This is a genomic window from Pseudomonas sp. TWR2-1-1, from assembly GCF_049897045.1.
In the GTDB taxonomy this organism is placed as follows: domain Bacteria; phylum Pseudomonadota; class Gammaproteobacteria; order Pseudomonadales; family Pseudomonadaceae; genus Aquipseudomonas; species Aquipseudomonas versuta.
Window position 1 is genome coordinate 554,871 of sequence record NZ_JAFCVM010000001.1, and the last position, 14,484, is coordinate 569,354.

Genomic DNA, 14,484 nt, shown 5'->3' on the forward strand with positions numbered 1-14,484 from the left:
CTTGCCAAAGCCCCATGGGCCGGGGCTTTGGCAATGGGGTGCGGTAAAAAGGCAGCAGCAAGCTACAATTTTTGTAGCTTGCTACAAACAACATCAGTGCTTGCGCCGAATGTTCAAAAAATGGATTTATGCGCGCATGAATTTTTATGGAAGTTTCGTAATGAAAACCTCAGCGCCTGTTTTTTTGTTTCTCACATTGTTGAGTGTTGGTGCTGGGGCACATGCTGCGGATGGTCCCAGTGGAGAAGTCGGGGTCGGGATTGGCTATCAGCCGTCCGATCCAAGTGGCAGTCGCTATCAGACGGTGCCGTTGCCGTATTTCGATGTGGACTGGGGCGATGTCAGCCTTGATACCGACGATGGCCTGACCTGGAGCGCCTTAAAGACGGATGGCTGGAGTGCGGGGCCCTTTATCAATTACTTGTCGGGGCGTAACGCCAACGGTTCGCTGCGAGGATTGCGCGATGTATCGGATATGGCCCTGCTGGGCGGATTTGTGCAATACAGCCCTGCCGAGTTCTGGCGTGTGTATGCGCAACTGGGCCAGGCCGTAGGCGGTAGCGGCGGGCAGGGCGGGTTACTGGGCCAAGTGGGCGGTGAGCTGGGTTATCCCCTGGGGCTGGGGATTATTGGCAGCAGCCAGTTGGCGGCGCACTTTGCAGATGGTCGGCAAATGTCGACTTTCTTTGGCGTCAGCGCCAGTGAAGCCCAGGCTTCAGGGATCTCTGCCTATCACGCCAGCGGTGGCTTCCAGAATGTGACGCTGACCCAGAACGTGGAATTCCCGCTGGCGCAGCATTGGTCGCTGGTGGCCAGCGTCAGCTGGGTTCGCCTGGTGGGCTCGGCGGCCGACAGCAGCATCGTCAGAGAGCAAGGCGATGTGAATCAGGGCTCGGTGCAGACCGCGGTCAGTTATAAATTCTAAAGCACAGGCACCCTTGTTTTTGAGGGGGCCGGCACGCCGGCTCCCTCAGCTGTGCGGTCGATCTCTCAGTGCTCCGGCTCGCCGTCAGCCAGCAAGGCAATTCCGCCAATGATCACCGCCACGCCCACCCAGTGCAGTGTGCTGATGTGCTCGCCCAGGCACAGCCATGACCCCAGCAACACTCCTACGAATACCAACGAACTCAGTGGAAATGCCAGCGACAGACTGCTGCGGCGCAATATCAGCATCCATACGAAAAATGCCCCGATATAGCAGGCAATGGCTGCCCATACCCCGGGGTTCAGCATGACGTCTTGCAGCCATTGCAGGGTGAAATCCATATTGCCCAACTGATCGCCGCCGACTTTGGTCGCGATCTGCCCAGCGCTTTCGAGGAAGATCAGCAGAGCCCACAGTACAACGGTACCCAGACGGCCATGCAGCCATCCATTATGTGGCTGATTCATCGGTTCAGTGTTTTGCATGATTTATCTCCTAAGCTCCGGCGATGCAGACCAGCAACACGCCGAGGGTAATCACCAGAGTGCCCATCCAGCGGCGACGGCTGACGTGCTCGCCAAGAAACACCTTGCCGGCGTAGACCACTCCGCAATACGCCAGCGCCGCGGCCGGAAACAACAAACTCAGCGGTGCCCGCGACAACGCTTCGAGCCAGATGAAAAACTCGATCACGTAGGCGCCGATGCCCGCCCACAGCATGGGCGCCTGGAAGACTTGGCCCCAGAAGGCATTCAGGCGAAAGCCGCCTTCGAGTTCGGGTAATCGGTCGAGGCCGATTTTGAAACACAGTTGGCCGATTACATCGAGCACGATAGAAAACGCTACTAGCGCAATAACAATCAAAGTCACGGGAACAGTTCCTCAAACAGTGAAATAAGGGCTTTGTTGGTGGTGGAGTTGCGCAGCAAGTCGGCCTCACTCCAGCGCTCTGGTGCAGGCTGATCGGACCTGGCCTCCCAGCGTTTGAGCAGGTTGCGGTGGGGCGCCCTGGCGAACTCGCCGCATACGTCGATTCCCAGTACGCGCTTGCTGGCGGCCAGGGCACGGATGGCATGCAGCAAGTGGGTAAGGCGCATGCCGCCCTGATCCCAATTGGTGGCAGCGTCTTCGCTGGCCAGCACGTCTTTGTCGATGGTGATCCACACGGCGGGGGTTGGCAGGCTCTGGATCAGGCCGTCGATAAAGGTTGGCCAGTCCAGATCGGCCAGGTTGCGCCAGTGCAGATGATTTTCGTGTTGCTCATGGCCCGCGCCATCGCCGATTCGGCCCCAGACTTTGGTGGGCGCGTGTTGCCAGGGGAACAATTGCAGAGCCCCGCTGCGCAAGGCCCCCAGGTTGGCGCCCTTGAACTGCGGACTTTGCAGGTCATCGCTGCAGGGGCCAAGGGTGACGATACGCTGGATGTTTGGCAGCTTCAGGGCCCGGTTGATCCATGAACCGCAATGCCGGCGGGGGGCAAAGCGTACCCAGTCAGGGTGATTGTCGAAGTGGATCAGCGTGACCGGCTCTGCAAGGTCTGCCAGCAAAGCCGGTGTCAGATGGTGGTAATCACCGGAGCCGACGAAGAATATCTCTGGCTTGTGTGCCGGTCGTTCGGGGAGGTTTTGCAAGGCTTTGATGAAGCGTTGATAGTTGCGTTCGCTGGACCATAGCCGCAATTTCGGGCCCAGCTCCAGTAAATCAAGGCGAGTGGCACGACCATCGGCCAACCGCAGCGCAATAGGCGCTTGAGCAGTCAGGCTGTGATCAAGATCTAGAATATTCAATGTGTTATCTACCCCCGTGTATTCGCCGCCAGGTCAGGCCGGGCGGGCTTTAGGGGGTAAATGCAAGGGACGGGCCAGAATATTTGCGGGAGTGGGTTTCTGCGGGAGGGAGCTTGTTCGGCTTTGCTATCGCGAACACCCACTCCTGGTCAGTGCAACCGCACCCAGACACTGACCAGTATGGTCGCGGCAATCAGCCAGGCTACGGCGGCGAGTGCCAGTGACGCTTCTAGGCGCATGCGGTCCACCAGTACGTAGAGCGCCGCGAGGTAGACGAAGTAGGGAATGATCGACCACATGCCGAAGACGATGGTGGTTTTCAGGTCGTCCAGCGATCGCCCTTTGCCGACGATGTAATGGGCAATCAGGGCGAAGGTCGGGAACAGTGGGACCAGCCCTGCGATGTAGTAGTTTCTGGTTTTTGCCAGCATCGCCAGGATGATGACCACGGCGGCGCCCAGTGCAGCTTTTAGAATCAGATCCATCAGTGAGCCAGCCCGTATTTTTTTACTTTGTCGAATAGCGTGGTTTTAGCCATGCCCAATTCCTGGCTGGCCTGGGTCAGGTTACCGCCGCTGCGTTGTAGCGCATCATTGAGCAGGTTGCGCTCGAACGCTTCCACCGCTTCTGAAAAACCCAACCCCTGGGCTGCGTTGCTGCCCGATTTTTTGAAGGCCGGCAGGCCTAGGGCAAAGCGCTCTGCCACGTTGCGCAGTTCGCGCACGTTGCCCGGCCAGTCATGGCTCATCAGGTTGGACAGGGTCTGGTTGTCCAGTTCGGGGGCCTCCCGGTCGAAGCGCAGGGATGATTGCTGCAGGAAGTATTCGAACAGTTGCAGGATGTCTTCGCGCCGTTCGCGCAGAGGCGGTAGCTCGAGCGTCACTACATTCAAGCGGTAATAGAGGTCGCTGCGAAACTGGCTGGCTTTGCTCAGTTGATCCAGGTCGGACTTGGTGGCGGCGATCACCCGGCAGTCGACATCGATGCTTTGGTTGGAGCCCAGGCGTTCCAGCGAGCGCTCCTGCAATACCCGCAGCAGTTTGATCTGCAGGTTGAGCGGCATGCTTTCAACTTCGTCGAGAAACAGGGTGCCGCCGTCGGCATGTTCGATCTTGCCGATCCGGCGTTTCCCGGCCCCGGTGAAGGCATTGGCTTCGTGGCCGAATATCTCGCTTTCAAACAGGTTTTCCGGTAGCCCGCCGCAGTTAAGCGCAACAAACTGCCGGGGCTGGCGGCGGCTGAAGTCATGCAGACAGCGGGCGACCAGCTCCTTGCCAGTACCGGTTTCGCCTTCAATCAGCACGTTGGCAGAGGTGTCGGCGACGTTGGCGATCAATTCGCGTAATTGCTGCATGGCAGGCGAGCGGCCGATGATCCGGCCTTCAAGGGAGTCACGCTCGGCCAGTTGCCGGCGTAGTGACCACACTTCACGGGCCAAGCCGCGTTGCTCCAGTGCCCGGCGGGCGATATCGACCAGCCGTTCCGGAGAAAACGGTTTTTCCATAAAGTCATAGGCGCCATCGCGCATGGCTCCCACGGCCATCGAAATATCGCCGTGGCCTGTAATCAGGACCACCGGCAGACTGCGATCACGCGCCTTGAGCCGTTTAAGCAGCTCCAGGCCATCAATTCCCGGCAGTCGGATGTCACTGATGACAATGCCGGGGAAATTGTCCCCGACCATTGCCAGTGCCTGTTCGGCACTGCTCACGCCTTCGCTGCGAATATCTTCCAGTGCCAGCGCCTGCTGGCATCCGAGCAGGACATGGGGGTCGTCTTCGACAATCAGGACGGTCAGCTCGTTATTCATATCGGCTCGGCCTTAGCGGGTTGCAACAGCGGTAATAAGAGGACAAACGCGGCACCACCGGTGGCCGGGAATTCGACACTGAGGTTACCTCCGGCGGCGGCGGCCAGACTGGCCGACAGGGTCAAGCCCAGGCCCAGGCCCTGCTCGCCTGGTTTGGTGGTGAAGAAAGGTTCAAACAGGTGTTTTCGGCTTTCGGGGTCAATACCGGGACCGTTATCGCGAACACGCAGGCGATATTTACCGTCGCCGGATTCGCCTTCCAGCCACAGCCGGGGGGGATCTGCCTGGTCTTGCATGGCGTCCAGCGCATTGCCGATCAGGTTGACGAGGATTTGCTCCAGTCGAGTCTGATCGATCTTGAGCTGGACATCACTGAAGTCGCGATGCAGCTCGACAGCTGACGCTTCAAGGCGAACGGCCAGCAGTTGCAAGGTCGCGTCGACCGCCTTTTCCAGGCTTGCCTGGCCCTGATCATCGCCGCGCCGGGCAAAAGAGCGCAGGTTGGCAGTGATGCGGCCCATGCGGTCGACCAGATTGTTGATGGTGTTGAGATTGTCCGCCGCTACCTTCAGGTCGCCGCGCTGGAGAAACCGTATGGTGTTGCCCGACAGCGTGCGCAAGGCGGCCAATGGCTGATTCAGTTCATGGGCAATGCTGGTAGACATTTGCCCGATGGCGGCCAGCTTGCCGGCCTGGACCAGTTCGTCCTGTGCGTGGCGCAGTGTGTCTTCGGCCTGGCGGCGTTCACGAATCTGGCCTTTGAGCCGTTCGTTGCTGGCGCGCAGGTGGGCGGTGCGCTCAGTGATTTTGCGTTCCAGCTGATTGTTGGCCTCTTGCAGGGCTTCGCGGGCTGCAAGCCTGGTGGCAATCACTTTGCGCCGCTCATTCCAGGCAATCAGCAAGAAGGCCAGCAGGGCAAAGGCGACGGCGACCAACATGCCCTGATTGGCGGCTGCTCGACGCAAATCCTGCAACGGGGTCAGCAGGGTTATTTCCCAGGGTGTGTCGTTCAGTTTTCGGGTCTGGGCCAGATAACTGACTTCTTTATCATCCTTGACCAGTTCGCTATTGGCGGCAAAGGTGACGGTTTCTACGCCTTCGGCCAGTTGCTCGCGCTCAAGTGGCTGCAGTTCGTTAAGCGGCCACCAGTAATACTGCAGGCTGCGCGCCAGCCGCTCTTTGGTGTCGGCAGTCAGGGGACGGACCGATTTCAGGCGACGGGTCGGGTCACTCGACAGAATGATGATGCCGTTTTCATCACTGACATAAGCTTCGAGGCGAGCGCGTTGCCAGCGTTCTTCAAGGGCTTCGAGGCGGACTTTGATGACCGCCACGCCAATGATCTTGCCGTGTTCTTCCAGGCCATGTGCCAGATAGTAGCCCGGCTCGCCGGAGGTACTGCCGATCCCGTAGAAACGTCCCGGCTGACCGCGTACTGCGTCTTGAAAGTAGGCGCGGAAGGACAGGTCTTCACCCAGATAGCTGTCGGTATCGCGCCAGTTGCTGGTGGCCATTACACGGCCCGTAGTGTCGAGCACATAGATTGCCCGGCTGCGGCTGCGTCGGTTCAGGCCTTCAAGGTATTGATTAACGGTAACCCGGTTCTGCGCGGTCGGATCAGCCAGCAGTTGCGAAACGCTGGACTCCAGCTCCAGCAGGCTGGGCAGGTAGGTGTATTTGCCGAGTTCGCTCTCGACAGTGCGTGCGTGGAGTTCTAGCTGGCGCTCGCCGTTCTCGCTGAGGCTGCGGATGCCAAAGTGTTCGCTGATGCGATAGCCGGCATAACCGAGCCCGACGGTTAGCAGCAGGATCAATGGCGGTAGCAGCAAATGACGGAGCAGACGAGGTTTCACGGCAAGTGATGGCGGGGCACCGCGATAAAGAGTGGGGTCGCATTTCATCACAGATGCCTTGGGTCAACCACTGCGCAAGGGCAGCCGATTAACAGAAATCTCCTTCAGGAGCGGGCTTGCCTTGCGATGATCGCCACACGGTTAACCAATTGACCGCGTCGCATCTTCGCGAGACAAGCCCGCTCCTGCGGGGAATGGTGCTGCTTAGTGCTGCAGGATCTTGGCGAGGAAGTGCTGGGCCCGCTCGGAACGGGCCGATACATCACCGAAGAACTCTTCTTTCTCACAGTCTTCGACGATCTTGCCCTGGTCCATGAAGATCACCCGGTTGGCGACCTTGCGTGCAAAACCCATTTCATGGGTGACGCACATCATGGTCATGCCTTCGTGGGCCAGTTGCACCATCACGTCGAGTACTTCGTTAACCATTTCCGGGTCGAGGGCAGAGGTCGGCTCGTCAAACAGCATCACGATCGGGTCCATGGCCAACGCGCGGGCAATGGCGACACGCTGTTGCTGGCCACCGGAGAGTTGCCCCGGGTGCTTGTGGGCATGCGCCGACAGGCCAACGCGTTCCAGCAGTTCGAGGCCTTTTTTGGTGGCTTCTTCCTTGCTGCGCCCCAATACCTTGATCTGCGCGATCGTCAGGTTTTCGGTGATGGTCATGTGCGGGAACAGTTCGAAATGCTGGAACACCATGCCAACCCGCGAGCGCAGTTTTGGCAGGTTGGTCTTCGGATCGGCAATCGAAGTGCCATCGACCACGATGTCGCCTTTCTGGAACGGTTCAAGGGCATTGACGCACTTGATCAGGGTCGATTTACCGGAGCCGGACGGGCCGCAGACTACAACCACTTCGCCTTTTTTGACTTCAGTACTGCAATCGGTCAGTACCTGGAAGTCCCCGTACCACTTGTTGATGTTCTTGATCGAGATCATACGGCAAACCTTTTTTGCAGACGCTTGACCAGCAGCGAGGCGGAAAAGCTGATGATGAAATACACCAGACCGGCGAAGATCAGGAACTCATTGGAGCGGCCGATAATATCGCCATTGGAGCGAGCAGCATTGAGGAAGTCCACAAGGCCAACGGTGTAAACCAGCGAGGTGTCCTGAAACAAAATGATGCTCTGTTGCAGCAGCAGCGGAGTCATTTTGCGAAAGGCCTGAGGCAGGATGATCAGGCGCATGGCCTGGCCGTAACTCATGCCCAGCGCTTTGGCGGCGCCCATCTGGCCTTTTGGTATGGCCTGTACGCCGGCCCGCACGATTTCGCAGAAGTAAGCGGCTTCGAACATGACGAACGCCACCATGCACGACTCGAACGCACCGATCGGGGTGTCTTTGCCGGTGATCCAGCGCAGTACGAACGGCACTGCCAGGTAGAACCAGGTAATGACCAGCAGCAACGGGATGGAGCGGAAGTAGTTCACATAAGCGCCGGCCAGGTTGGCCAGCCACTTGCTCGACGACAACCGCATCAGTGCCAGCACGGTACCCAGAGCAATACCACCGATAACCCCCAGAACCATGAGCTTCAAGGTCATGATCATGCCGTTCCACAGGCCGGGCAGGGCAGGAACAATCCCGCTGAAATCGAAGAAGTCCATTATTTGCCCCCCAATGACATCAGGCCGGGCACCGCGACTTTCTTCTCGATTAGGCGCATCAGCAGCATCAGGCTCATGTTCAGGGTGAAGTAAATCAGCGTAGCCAGGGTGAACGCCTCAAACAGGTTGGCGGAGAATTCAGCTGTCTGTTTGGTTTGCGCCAGCAGTTCCATCAAGCCGATCAATGAAGCCACTGACGAGTTCTTGAACACGTTGAGGAATTCAGAGGTGAGCGGTGGAATGATGATTCGGTAGGCTTGTGGCAGCAGCACGTTCCAGTAGATCTGCGACAGGCTAAAGCCCATGGCGCGTGCGGCGGCTTCTTGCCCGTGGGGTAGCGCCTGAATACCGGTACGTACTTGCTCGCAAACCCGTGCCGCAGTGAACAGCCCCAGACACACAACAACGCTCAAGTAAGCCGAGGTGGTCGGGTTGAGGTCTTGTTTGTACCACTCCTGCAGATTGGCAGGCAGCAGATCGGGTACCAGGAAGTACCAGATAAACAGCTGCACCAGAAGCGGTACGTTACGGAAAATTTCCACGTAAACCGTGGCGATGCCCGATACCAGACGGTTCGGCATGGTGCGCATCACGCCCAGCAGTGAACCCAGTATCAGGGCAACAATCCAGGCGACAACAGCGATCGCGATGGTCCAGCCCAGGCCGGAGATAAACCAGTCGAGATACGTCTCGCTGCCTATGCCGGTGGACTTGAAAAATACGCTCCAGTCCCAGTTGTAATTCATGCAGGGTCTCCCCTCAGATGGGTCTATAAAAAAGCACTTGCTTCAGGGAATCCGTTCTCACCCGACAGGGTCGCCGGGCACACTCAACCCGCTCGATAACCAGGGGTTCGAGTGCTCTCTAATGCAGTAAGAAGCCAGTACAACAGGTGGTCAGCAAGTCCCGGGCGCGATGACTCACGCCCGGGAGACTCAGCGGTCAGTAATCAGGCCGCCGGTTTTTCTTCAGGTGCTGGTTTGTCGTTCGGGTTGGCGATCAGCTCTTTGAGCTCTTTGCTCATCGGGAAGTCGAGATTCAGGCCTTTAGGCGGGATCGGCGACTGGAACCATTTGGCATAGGATTTATTGACGTCGCCCGACTTGTAATACCCAACAATGGCGTCATCCACCGCTTTCTTGAAGTCTGGATCGCCTTTGCGCAGCATGCAGCCATAAATTTCGTACGACTGTGGCGTACCGGTCACGGCCCAGTCAGTTGGCTTCTTGGCCTTGGCCATTTCACCGGCCAGCAGGGCGTCGTCCATCATGAAGGCTACAGCGCGGCCCGACTCAAGCATGTTGAAGGCTTCGCCGTGGTCTTTTGCCGAGATCACGTTCATGCCCATCTGCTTGTCGGCGTTCATCGCCTTGAGGATGCGCTCGGAAGTAGTGCCTGCGGTGGTGACTACGTTTTTACCTTTCAGGTCAGCGAAGTCCTTGTAAGGCGAGTCTTTTTTGGACAGCAGGCGAGTACCGATTTCGAAGATGCCGACCGAAAAATCCACTTGCTGGGCGCGTTCAGCATTGTTGGTGGTGGAACCACACTCAACGTCAACGGTGCCGTTCTGTACCAGCGGGATACGGGTCTGGGAGGTGACCAGGTTGTACTTGACCTTGAGGTCGGGCATGTCGAGTTGCTTTTTCAGCCCTTCGACGATTGCCAGTTGCACATCGTGGGAGTAGCCAACCGGCTTGCCGGAGCCGTCTGCGATGTAAGAGAACGGGATGGAGGAGTCACGATGCCCGAGGGTGATGGTGCCGGATTCTTTGATTTTCTTCAGTGTGCCGGTCAATTCGGCTGCAAAAACTGGAGTGCTAATCAGAGCTGCAGCAATTGCTGCGCTCAAAAGTTGCGGAACGATGCGCATCGGTGTTTCCTCGACATTGTTTTTTTTATTGAGCCCGTTTACGGACCCTTTTTGTACTAGGAATGACCCAACAGGCTTTAGCGCTGTTTAAGCATTCGGCCCTGAGTGTAGAGCATGAGTCATGCCAATCGTGCGAGTTATAGTTAACTAGCTGATTTATAAGGGTTTTTAAATATATAAGGGAGAGGCTTTAGGAGAGAATGCCCGGAAAGCCGAATCAATGCGCGTCGGGCTGTTCGGAAAACCGAATGGGGCAGGGTGCCTGCAGGAGCAAACCTGCTCGCGATGAAGGTACCCGGTTGACAGTTGAAACGGTGCACTACGTCCCCCTGCAGGCTTGCTCCTGCAGGGGGCGTCAAGTTTTAAGCGGCTTCGACCTTGCGATGCTTCAAGTCCAGCGTGGCCATGTATTGCACCAGGTGTTCCTGCTCCTGGGCAGTGGTGAACAACCCCAGTTTGGTCCGGCGCCATAGGATGTCTTGCGCATCCAGTGCCCATTCCTGGCTGCACAGGTAATCGACTTCACGGCTGTAGAGACCGCTGCCGATGTGCTCACCCATGTCGCTCAAGCCCTGCATGCCCTCCAGCAGGTTCCATGAGCGGCTGCCATAGGTGATAGCCCAGCGCTTGGCAATGGCAGCATCCAGCCAGCTGTATTTGCTGGTCAGAGCAGCGCTCAGGGCTTGCGGGGTCGTCATGTTCTCTGCGCCCGGCAGTGTTGCTTTGGCGGTCCAGCTTGGCTTGATCTGGCTGAAGAACGGGGCCAGTTGCGCCATGGCCGACTCGGCCAGTTTGCGGTAGGTGGTCAGCTTGCCGCCAAACACAGACAGCAATGGTGCTTCGCCCGGTACGCCGGACAGTGCCAGGGTGTAATCACGAGTGACCGCCGACGGGTTGTCCGACTCGTCATTGCACAGCGGGCGAACGCCGGAGTAGGTGCGCAGAATATCGGCACGGCTTACCTGTTGTTTGAAGTGAGCATTGACCACATTGAGCAGATAGTCGGTTTCTTCTTCGGTGATGCTGACTTTGGCCGGGTCGCCGGTGTATTCGCGGTCAGTGGTACCAATGATGGTGAACTGGTCCATGTACGGAATGGTGAAGACGATCCGCTGGTCTTCGTTCTGCAGGATGAATGCGTTTGGTGCGTCATACAGTTTCGGAACGATCAGGTGGCTGCCCTGAATCAGGCGAATGCCGTAGGGCGAGTCGAGCTTGAGATCGTCTTTGATGAATTTGGCGACCCAGGGCCCTGCGGCGTTTACCAACGCCTTGGCGCGAATCGAGAACAGGCTGCCGTCGGCCCGCTCCAGGTTCAGCTCCCACAAGCCTTTGCTGCGACGAGCACCGACGCAGCGGGTTTGGGTGTGAACATGCGCACCTTTTTCCCGCGCTGCCATGGCGTTCAGTACTACAAGGCGAGCGTCATCCACCCAGCAGTCCGAGTATTCAAAGCCCTTGGTGATTTCTGCTTTTAACGGGCTGTCGGCACCGAACTTGAGACTGGTAGAACCGGCGAGCTTTTCACGCTTGCCCAAATGGTCATACAGAAACAGGCCGGCACGAATCATCCAGGCCGGGCGCAGGTGCGGGCGGTGAGGCAAGACAAAGCGCATGGGTTTAACGATGTGCGGGGCTTTGGCCAGCAACACTTCGCGTTCGGCCAGTGCTTCGCGCACCAGGCGGAATTCGTAATGCTCCAGGTAGCGCAGGCCACCGTGAATCAACTTGCTGCTGGCAGACGAGGTGTGGCTGGCCAGATCGTCTTTTTCGCAAAGGAACACAGACAAGCCGCGACCGGCAGCGTCTGCCGCGATTCCTACGCCGTTGATTCCACCGCCAATCACGGCAACATCATAAACCTCGGAGAGGGGAGTGGCAGGCAAGGTGGTCAGGGACATATGTAGGCCTCGCGTTCTTTACGCTTATTTGAATTCGAACATTAATGTTCATTTTCGAAAATGGTAGCGGATAAATGCGCCCACGGCCAGCCTGCTTCGATTGAAAAAACTCATCGAAGGATGATGAAAAGAAGAATTTCGAACATTTACTGTAGGCGCGAGCTTGCCCCGCGATTCAGGCAACGCAGGGTTTGACCTGACCGCGTTGCTGCTATCGCGAGGCAAGCTCGCTTCTGAAGGGAAGATGGAGCGCTGGTGTTACACCACTTCCAGCCGGATCTTGTGCTGGGCGAGCAGTTGCGCCAGCTCCGGTACCGGCGGCTGGTCGGTGACCAGGCAATCAATCAGGCTGATCGGGCCAAGGCGAACCATCGCGTTGCGGCCAAATTTACTGGAGTCAGCGGCGAGGATGGTCTGTCGGGCATTGGCGATAATGGCCTGGGAAACGCGCACTTCCTGGTAGTCGAAATCCAGCAGGCTACCGTCTGAATCGATACCGCTGATACCTACCAGAGCAAAGTCAAACTTGAACTGGTTGATAAAGTCGACGCTGGCCTGGCCCACGATGCCGCCATCACGACGCACGTTGCCGCCGGCTATCAGGACTTCGAAATCATCCTTGGCGCTCAGGATCGAAGCGACATGCAGGTTGTTGGTGATGATTTTCAGGTGGTTATGGTTGAGCAGCGCCCGGGCTATCGACTCGGTGGTGGTGCCGATATTGATGAAAATCGAGGCGTGATCAGGAATCTGGGCAGCGATGGCTTCGCCAATGCGGCGCTTTTCATCGCGCATCTGGTCGGCGCGCATGGCGTAGGCGGTGTTTTCAACGCTGGAGTCATAGGCTGCGCCACCGTGATAACGACGTAACAGATCGGCTTCTGCCAATTGATTGATGTCGCGACGGATGGTCTGCGGTGTAACGACGAACAACTGAGCCATTTCCTCGATGCTGACGTAGCCGCGCTCGCGAACGAGTTCGAGGATCTGCTGTTGGCGTGGAGGCAGATTCATGGAGTTTCCTTTGGGCGGCGAAGCAAAATTCGCCCATGATGCCGCAGGAAAGCGTCGCCTGCTACTCGCAGGTGCCATGAAACACAGGCGCAAGCAGTGAACACCTGAAGTGTTCGCTGCTTGCGTACTGCAAAGTGCTTAGTTGCTTTCTTCGTGGGGTTCCCAGTCGCGTGTACGGCTCACGGCCTTTTTCCAGCCAGCGTAGAGCTTCTCTTTACAGGCTTCCTCAAGCGTAGGTTCGAACTCGCGTTCAATCACGGCTTTACCTCGCAACTCTTCCAGGCTGCCCCAGAAACCGCAGGCCAGACCCGCCAGATAGGCTGCGCCCAAGGCAGTGGTTTCACGCATTTTCGGACGCTCGACCATGGTGCCGAGAATGTCGGCCTGGAACTGCATCAGGAAGTTGTTGGCTACAGCGCCGCCATCTACGCGCAAGGCTTTGAGACGCTCGCCCGAGTCTTGCTGCATGGCATCCAGCACGTCGCGTGTCTGGTAGGCAATTGATTCGAGCGCTGCACGAATGATGTGATCCACGCGTACTCCGCGGGTCAGACCGAACAATGCGCCGCGTGCATACGGGTCCCAGTAGGGAGCGCCCAGGCCGGTGAAAGCCGGTACCAGGTACACGCCATTGCTGTCTTTGACCTTGTTGGCGAAATACTCGGTGTCATGCGCGTCGTTGATTATTTTCAACTCGTCGCGCAGCCACTGCACGGTGGAGCCACCGTTGAATACTGCGCCTTCCAGCGCGTAAGCCACTTCGCCTCGTGGGCCGCAGGCAATGGTGGTCAGCATGCCGTGTGAAGATTTGACGGCCTTGGAACCGGTGTTCATCAGGAGGAAGCAGCCAGTTCCGTAGGTGTTTTTGGCCTGGCCCGGCTCAACGCACATCTGGCCAAACAGCGCGGCCTGTTGGTCACCGGCAATACCGCCGATGGCGATACCGCTTTTAGTGCGGCCGTAGATTTCCGAAGACGATTTGACTTCAGGCAACATTTCGCGCGGGACGTCCAGCACCTCCAGCATCTTGGCATCCCACTCCAGCGTGTGGATGTTGAAGAGCATGGTGCGCGAAGCGTTGGTGTAGTCGGTGACGTGGGTTTTGCCGCCGGTAAATTTCCAGATCAGCCAGCTGTCGATGGTGCCGAACAGCAGTTCGCCATTACGTGCACGTTCGCGGCTGCCTTCGACGTTGTCCAGGATCCACTTCAGCTTGGTGCCCGAAAAGTACGGGTCGGTTACCAGGCCGGTGGTGTCGCTGATGTATTGCTCGTGGCCGTCGCGCTTGAGCTGCTCGCAGATCTCTGTACTGCGTCGGCACTGCCAGACGATAGCGTTGTAGATCGGACGCCCGCTGATTTTGTCCCAGACAACGGTGGTTTCCCGCTGGTTAGTGATGCCGATAGCAGCCACTTGATCATGATGCAGGCCGGCCTGGGCCAGAGCTTCGACCATCACCGCGCTTTGGGTGGCGAAGATTTCCATCGGGTCATGTTCAACCCAGCCTGGTTGCGGATAGTGCTGCTGGAACTCGCGTTGCGCGGTGCAGACCACGTTTGCGTCACGATCGAAGATGATCGCTCGCGAACTGGTGGTGCCTTGGTCCAGCGCAATGATGTAGTTCTTATTCTGAATGTCGGTCATTTGAGTGCCTTGCAGAATTAAGTAATAGGTTCAGGGCTCGAGAAGGGTACGGGCAGTAGTCTCGTGAGCC

14 protein-coding genes are annotated in these 14,484 nt (G+C 57.7%); 1 reads left to right on the top strand and 13 read right to left on the bottom strand.

Translation table 11 applies throughout. From position 1 onward, the window contains the following. The first annotated feature begins 160 nt into the window (after positions 1-160). Positions 161-925 carry a MipA/OmpV family protein gene (locus ACP7BO_RS02645; RefSeq protein WP_426208488.1) on the top strand — a complete coding sequence of 255 codons (765 nt, stop codon included), beginning with the start codon at positions 161-163 and terminating at the stop codon, positions 923-925. Positions 926-990: 65 nt separating this feature from the next. Here the strand turns inward: ACP7BO_RS02645 and ACP7BO_RS02650 are convergent, their stop codons facing one another. From ACP7BO_RS02650 to glpK, 13 genes are all read right to left on the bottom strand, one after another. After that, on the bottom strand, positions 991-1,410 hold the full coding sequence (locus ACP7BO_RS02650; RefSeq protein ID WP_426208490.1) for an EamA family transporter: 420 nt from the start codon (positions 1,408-1,410) through the stop codon (positions 991-993). A 10-nt stretch (positions 1,411-1,420) separates the two neighbouring features. After that, entirely contained in the window at positions 1,421-1,795 is a 375-nt protein-coding gene (locus ACP7BO_RS02655; protein WP_060690871.1) for a transporter, read from the bottom strand. Continuing rightward, a complete protein-coding gene (locus ACP7BO_RS02660) occupies positions 1,792-2,712 on the bottom strand; it encodes an arginase (RefSeq protein WP_426208492.1) in 921 nt (306 codons plus the stop codon). Before ACP7BO_RS02660 ends, ACP7BO_RS02655 begins: the two co-directional genes overlap by 4 nt. A 149-nt stretch (positions 2,713-2,861) precedes the next feature. Beyond that, positions 2,862-3,188 (bottom strand): GlpM family protein, encoded by a 327-nt coding sequence (locus tag ACP7BO_RS02665; RefSeq protein WP_171970561.1) that lies wholly within the window; start codon positions 3,186-3,188, stop codon positions 2,862-2,864. 8 nt (positions 3,189-3,196) lie between these two features. Then, positions 3,197-4,522: a sigma-54-dependent transcriptional regulator gene (locus ACP7BO_RS02670; protein ID WP_073508909.1), complete on the bottom strand. Its 1,326-nt coding sequence runs from the start codon at positions 4,520-4,522 to the stop codon at positions 3,197-3,199. Next, complete coding sequence (locus ACP7BO_RS02675; RefSeq protein WP_073508908.1) at positions 4,519-6,423, bottom strand: sensor histidine kinase; 1,905 nt, start codon at positions 6,421-6,423, stop codon at positions 4,519-4,521. The genes ACP7BO_RS02670 and ACP7BO_RS02675 overlap by 4 nt, the downstream gene beginning before the upstream one ends. Positions 6,424-6,579: 156 nt before the next feature. After that, a complete protein-coding gene (locus ACP7BO_RS02680) occupies positions 6,580-7,314 on the bottom strand; it encodes an amino acid ABC transporter ATP-binding protein (protein WP_060690876.1) in 735 nt (244 codons plus the stop codon). Beyond that, complete coding sequence (locus ACP7BO_RS02685; RefSeq protein ID WP_060690877.1) at positions 7,311-7,985, bottom strand: amino acid ABC transporter permease; 675 nt, start codon at positions 7,983-7,985, stop codon at positions 7,311-7,313. The genes ACP7BO_RS02680 and ACP7BO_RS02685 overlap by 4 nt, the downstream gene beginning before the upstream one ends. Continuing rightward, on the bottom strand, positions 7,985-8,731 hold the full coding sequence (locus ACP7BO_RS02690) for an amino acid ABC transporter permease (protein ID WP_060690878.1): 747 nt from the start codon (positions 8,729-8,731) through the stop codon (positions 7,985-7,987). The genes ACP7BO_RS02685 and ACP7BO_RS02690 overlap by 1 nt, the downstream gene beginning before the upstream one ends. Positions 8,732-8,934: 203 nt before the next feature. After that, on the bottom strand, positions 8,935-9,855 hold the full coding sequence (locus ACP7BO_RS02695; RefSeq protein ID WP_060690879.1) for a glutamate/aspartate ABC transporter substrate-binding protein: 921 nt from the start codon (positions 9,853-9,855) through the stop codon (positions 8,935-8,937). A 362-nt stretch (positions 9,856-10,217) separates the two neighbouring features. After that, positions 10,218-11,756, bottom strand: coding sequence for a glycerol-3-phosphate dehydrogenase (gene glpD, locus ACP7BO_RS02700; RefSeq protein WP_426208496.1), 1,539 nt, complete (start codon positions 11,754-11,756; stop codon positions 10,218-10,220). Positions 11,757-12,014: 258 nt separating this feature from the next. Then, on the bottom strand, positions 12,015-12,770 hold the full coding sequence (locus tag ACP7BO_RS02705) for a DeoR family transcriptional regulator (protein ID WP_060690881.1): 756 nt from the start codon (positions 12,768-12,770) through the stop codon (positions 12,015-12,017). Positions 12,771-12,908: 138 nt separating this feature from the next. After that, entirely contained in the window at positions 12,909-14,414 is a 1,506-nt protein-coding gene (glpK, locus tag ACP7BO_RS02710) for a glycerol kinase GlpK (RefSeq protein WP_060690882.1), read from the bottom strand. Positions 14,415-14,484: the final 70 nt, after the last annotated feature.

What these genes read in the sequence shown, in the direction of transcription:
- ACP7BO_RS02645 (WP_426208488.1), top strand. Translation starts at nt 161, where the DNA reads ATGAAAACCTCAGCGCCTGTTTTTTTGTTTCTCACATTGTTGAGTGTT.
- ACP7BO_RS02650 (WP_426208490.1), bottom strand. Translation starts at nt 1,410, where the DNA reads ATGCAAAACACTGAACCGATGAATCAGCCACATAATGGATGGCTGCAT.
- ACP7BO_RS02670 (WP_073508909.1), bottom strand. Translation starts at nt 4,522, where the DNA reads ATGAATAACGAGCTGACCGTCCTGATTGTCGAAGACGACCCCCATGTC.
- ACP7BO_RS02675 (WP_073508908.1), bottom strand. Translation starts at nt 6,423, where the DNA reads ATGAAATGCGACCCCACTCTTTATCGCGGTGCCCCGCCATCACTTGCC.
- ACP7BO_RS02680 (WP_060690876.1), bottom strand. Translation starts at nt 7,314, where the DNA reads ATGATCTCGATCAAGAACATCAACAAGTGGTACGGGGACTTCCAGGTA.
- ACP7BO_RS02685 (WP_060690877.1), bottom strand. Translation starts at nt 7,985, where the DNA reads ATGGACTTCTTCGATTTCAGCGGGATTGTTCCTGCCCTGCCCGGCCTG.
- ACP7BO_RS02690 (WP_060690878.1), bottom strand. Translation starts at nt 8,731, where the DNA reads ATGAATTACAACTGGGACTGGAGCGTATTTTTCAAGTCCACCGGCATA.
- ACP7BO_RS02695 (WP_060690879.1), bottom strand. Translation starts at nt 9,855, where the DNA reads ATGCGCATCGTTCCGCAACTTTTGAGCGCAGCAATTGCTGCAGCTCTG.
- glpD (WP_426208496.1), bottom strand. Translation starts at nt 11,756, where the DNA reads ATGTCCCTGACCACCTTGCCTGCCACTCCCCTCTCCGAGGTTTATGAT.
- ACP7BO_RS02705 (WP_060690881.1), bottom strand. Translation starts at nt 12,770, where the DNA reads ATGAATCTGCCTCCACGCCAACAGCAGATCCTCGAACTCGTTCGCGAG.
- glpK (WP_060690882.1), bottom strand. Translation starts at nt 14,414, where the DNA reads ATGACCGACATTCAGAATAAGAACTACATCATTGCGCTGGACCAAGGC.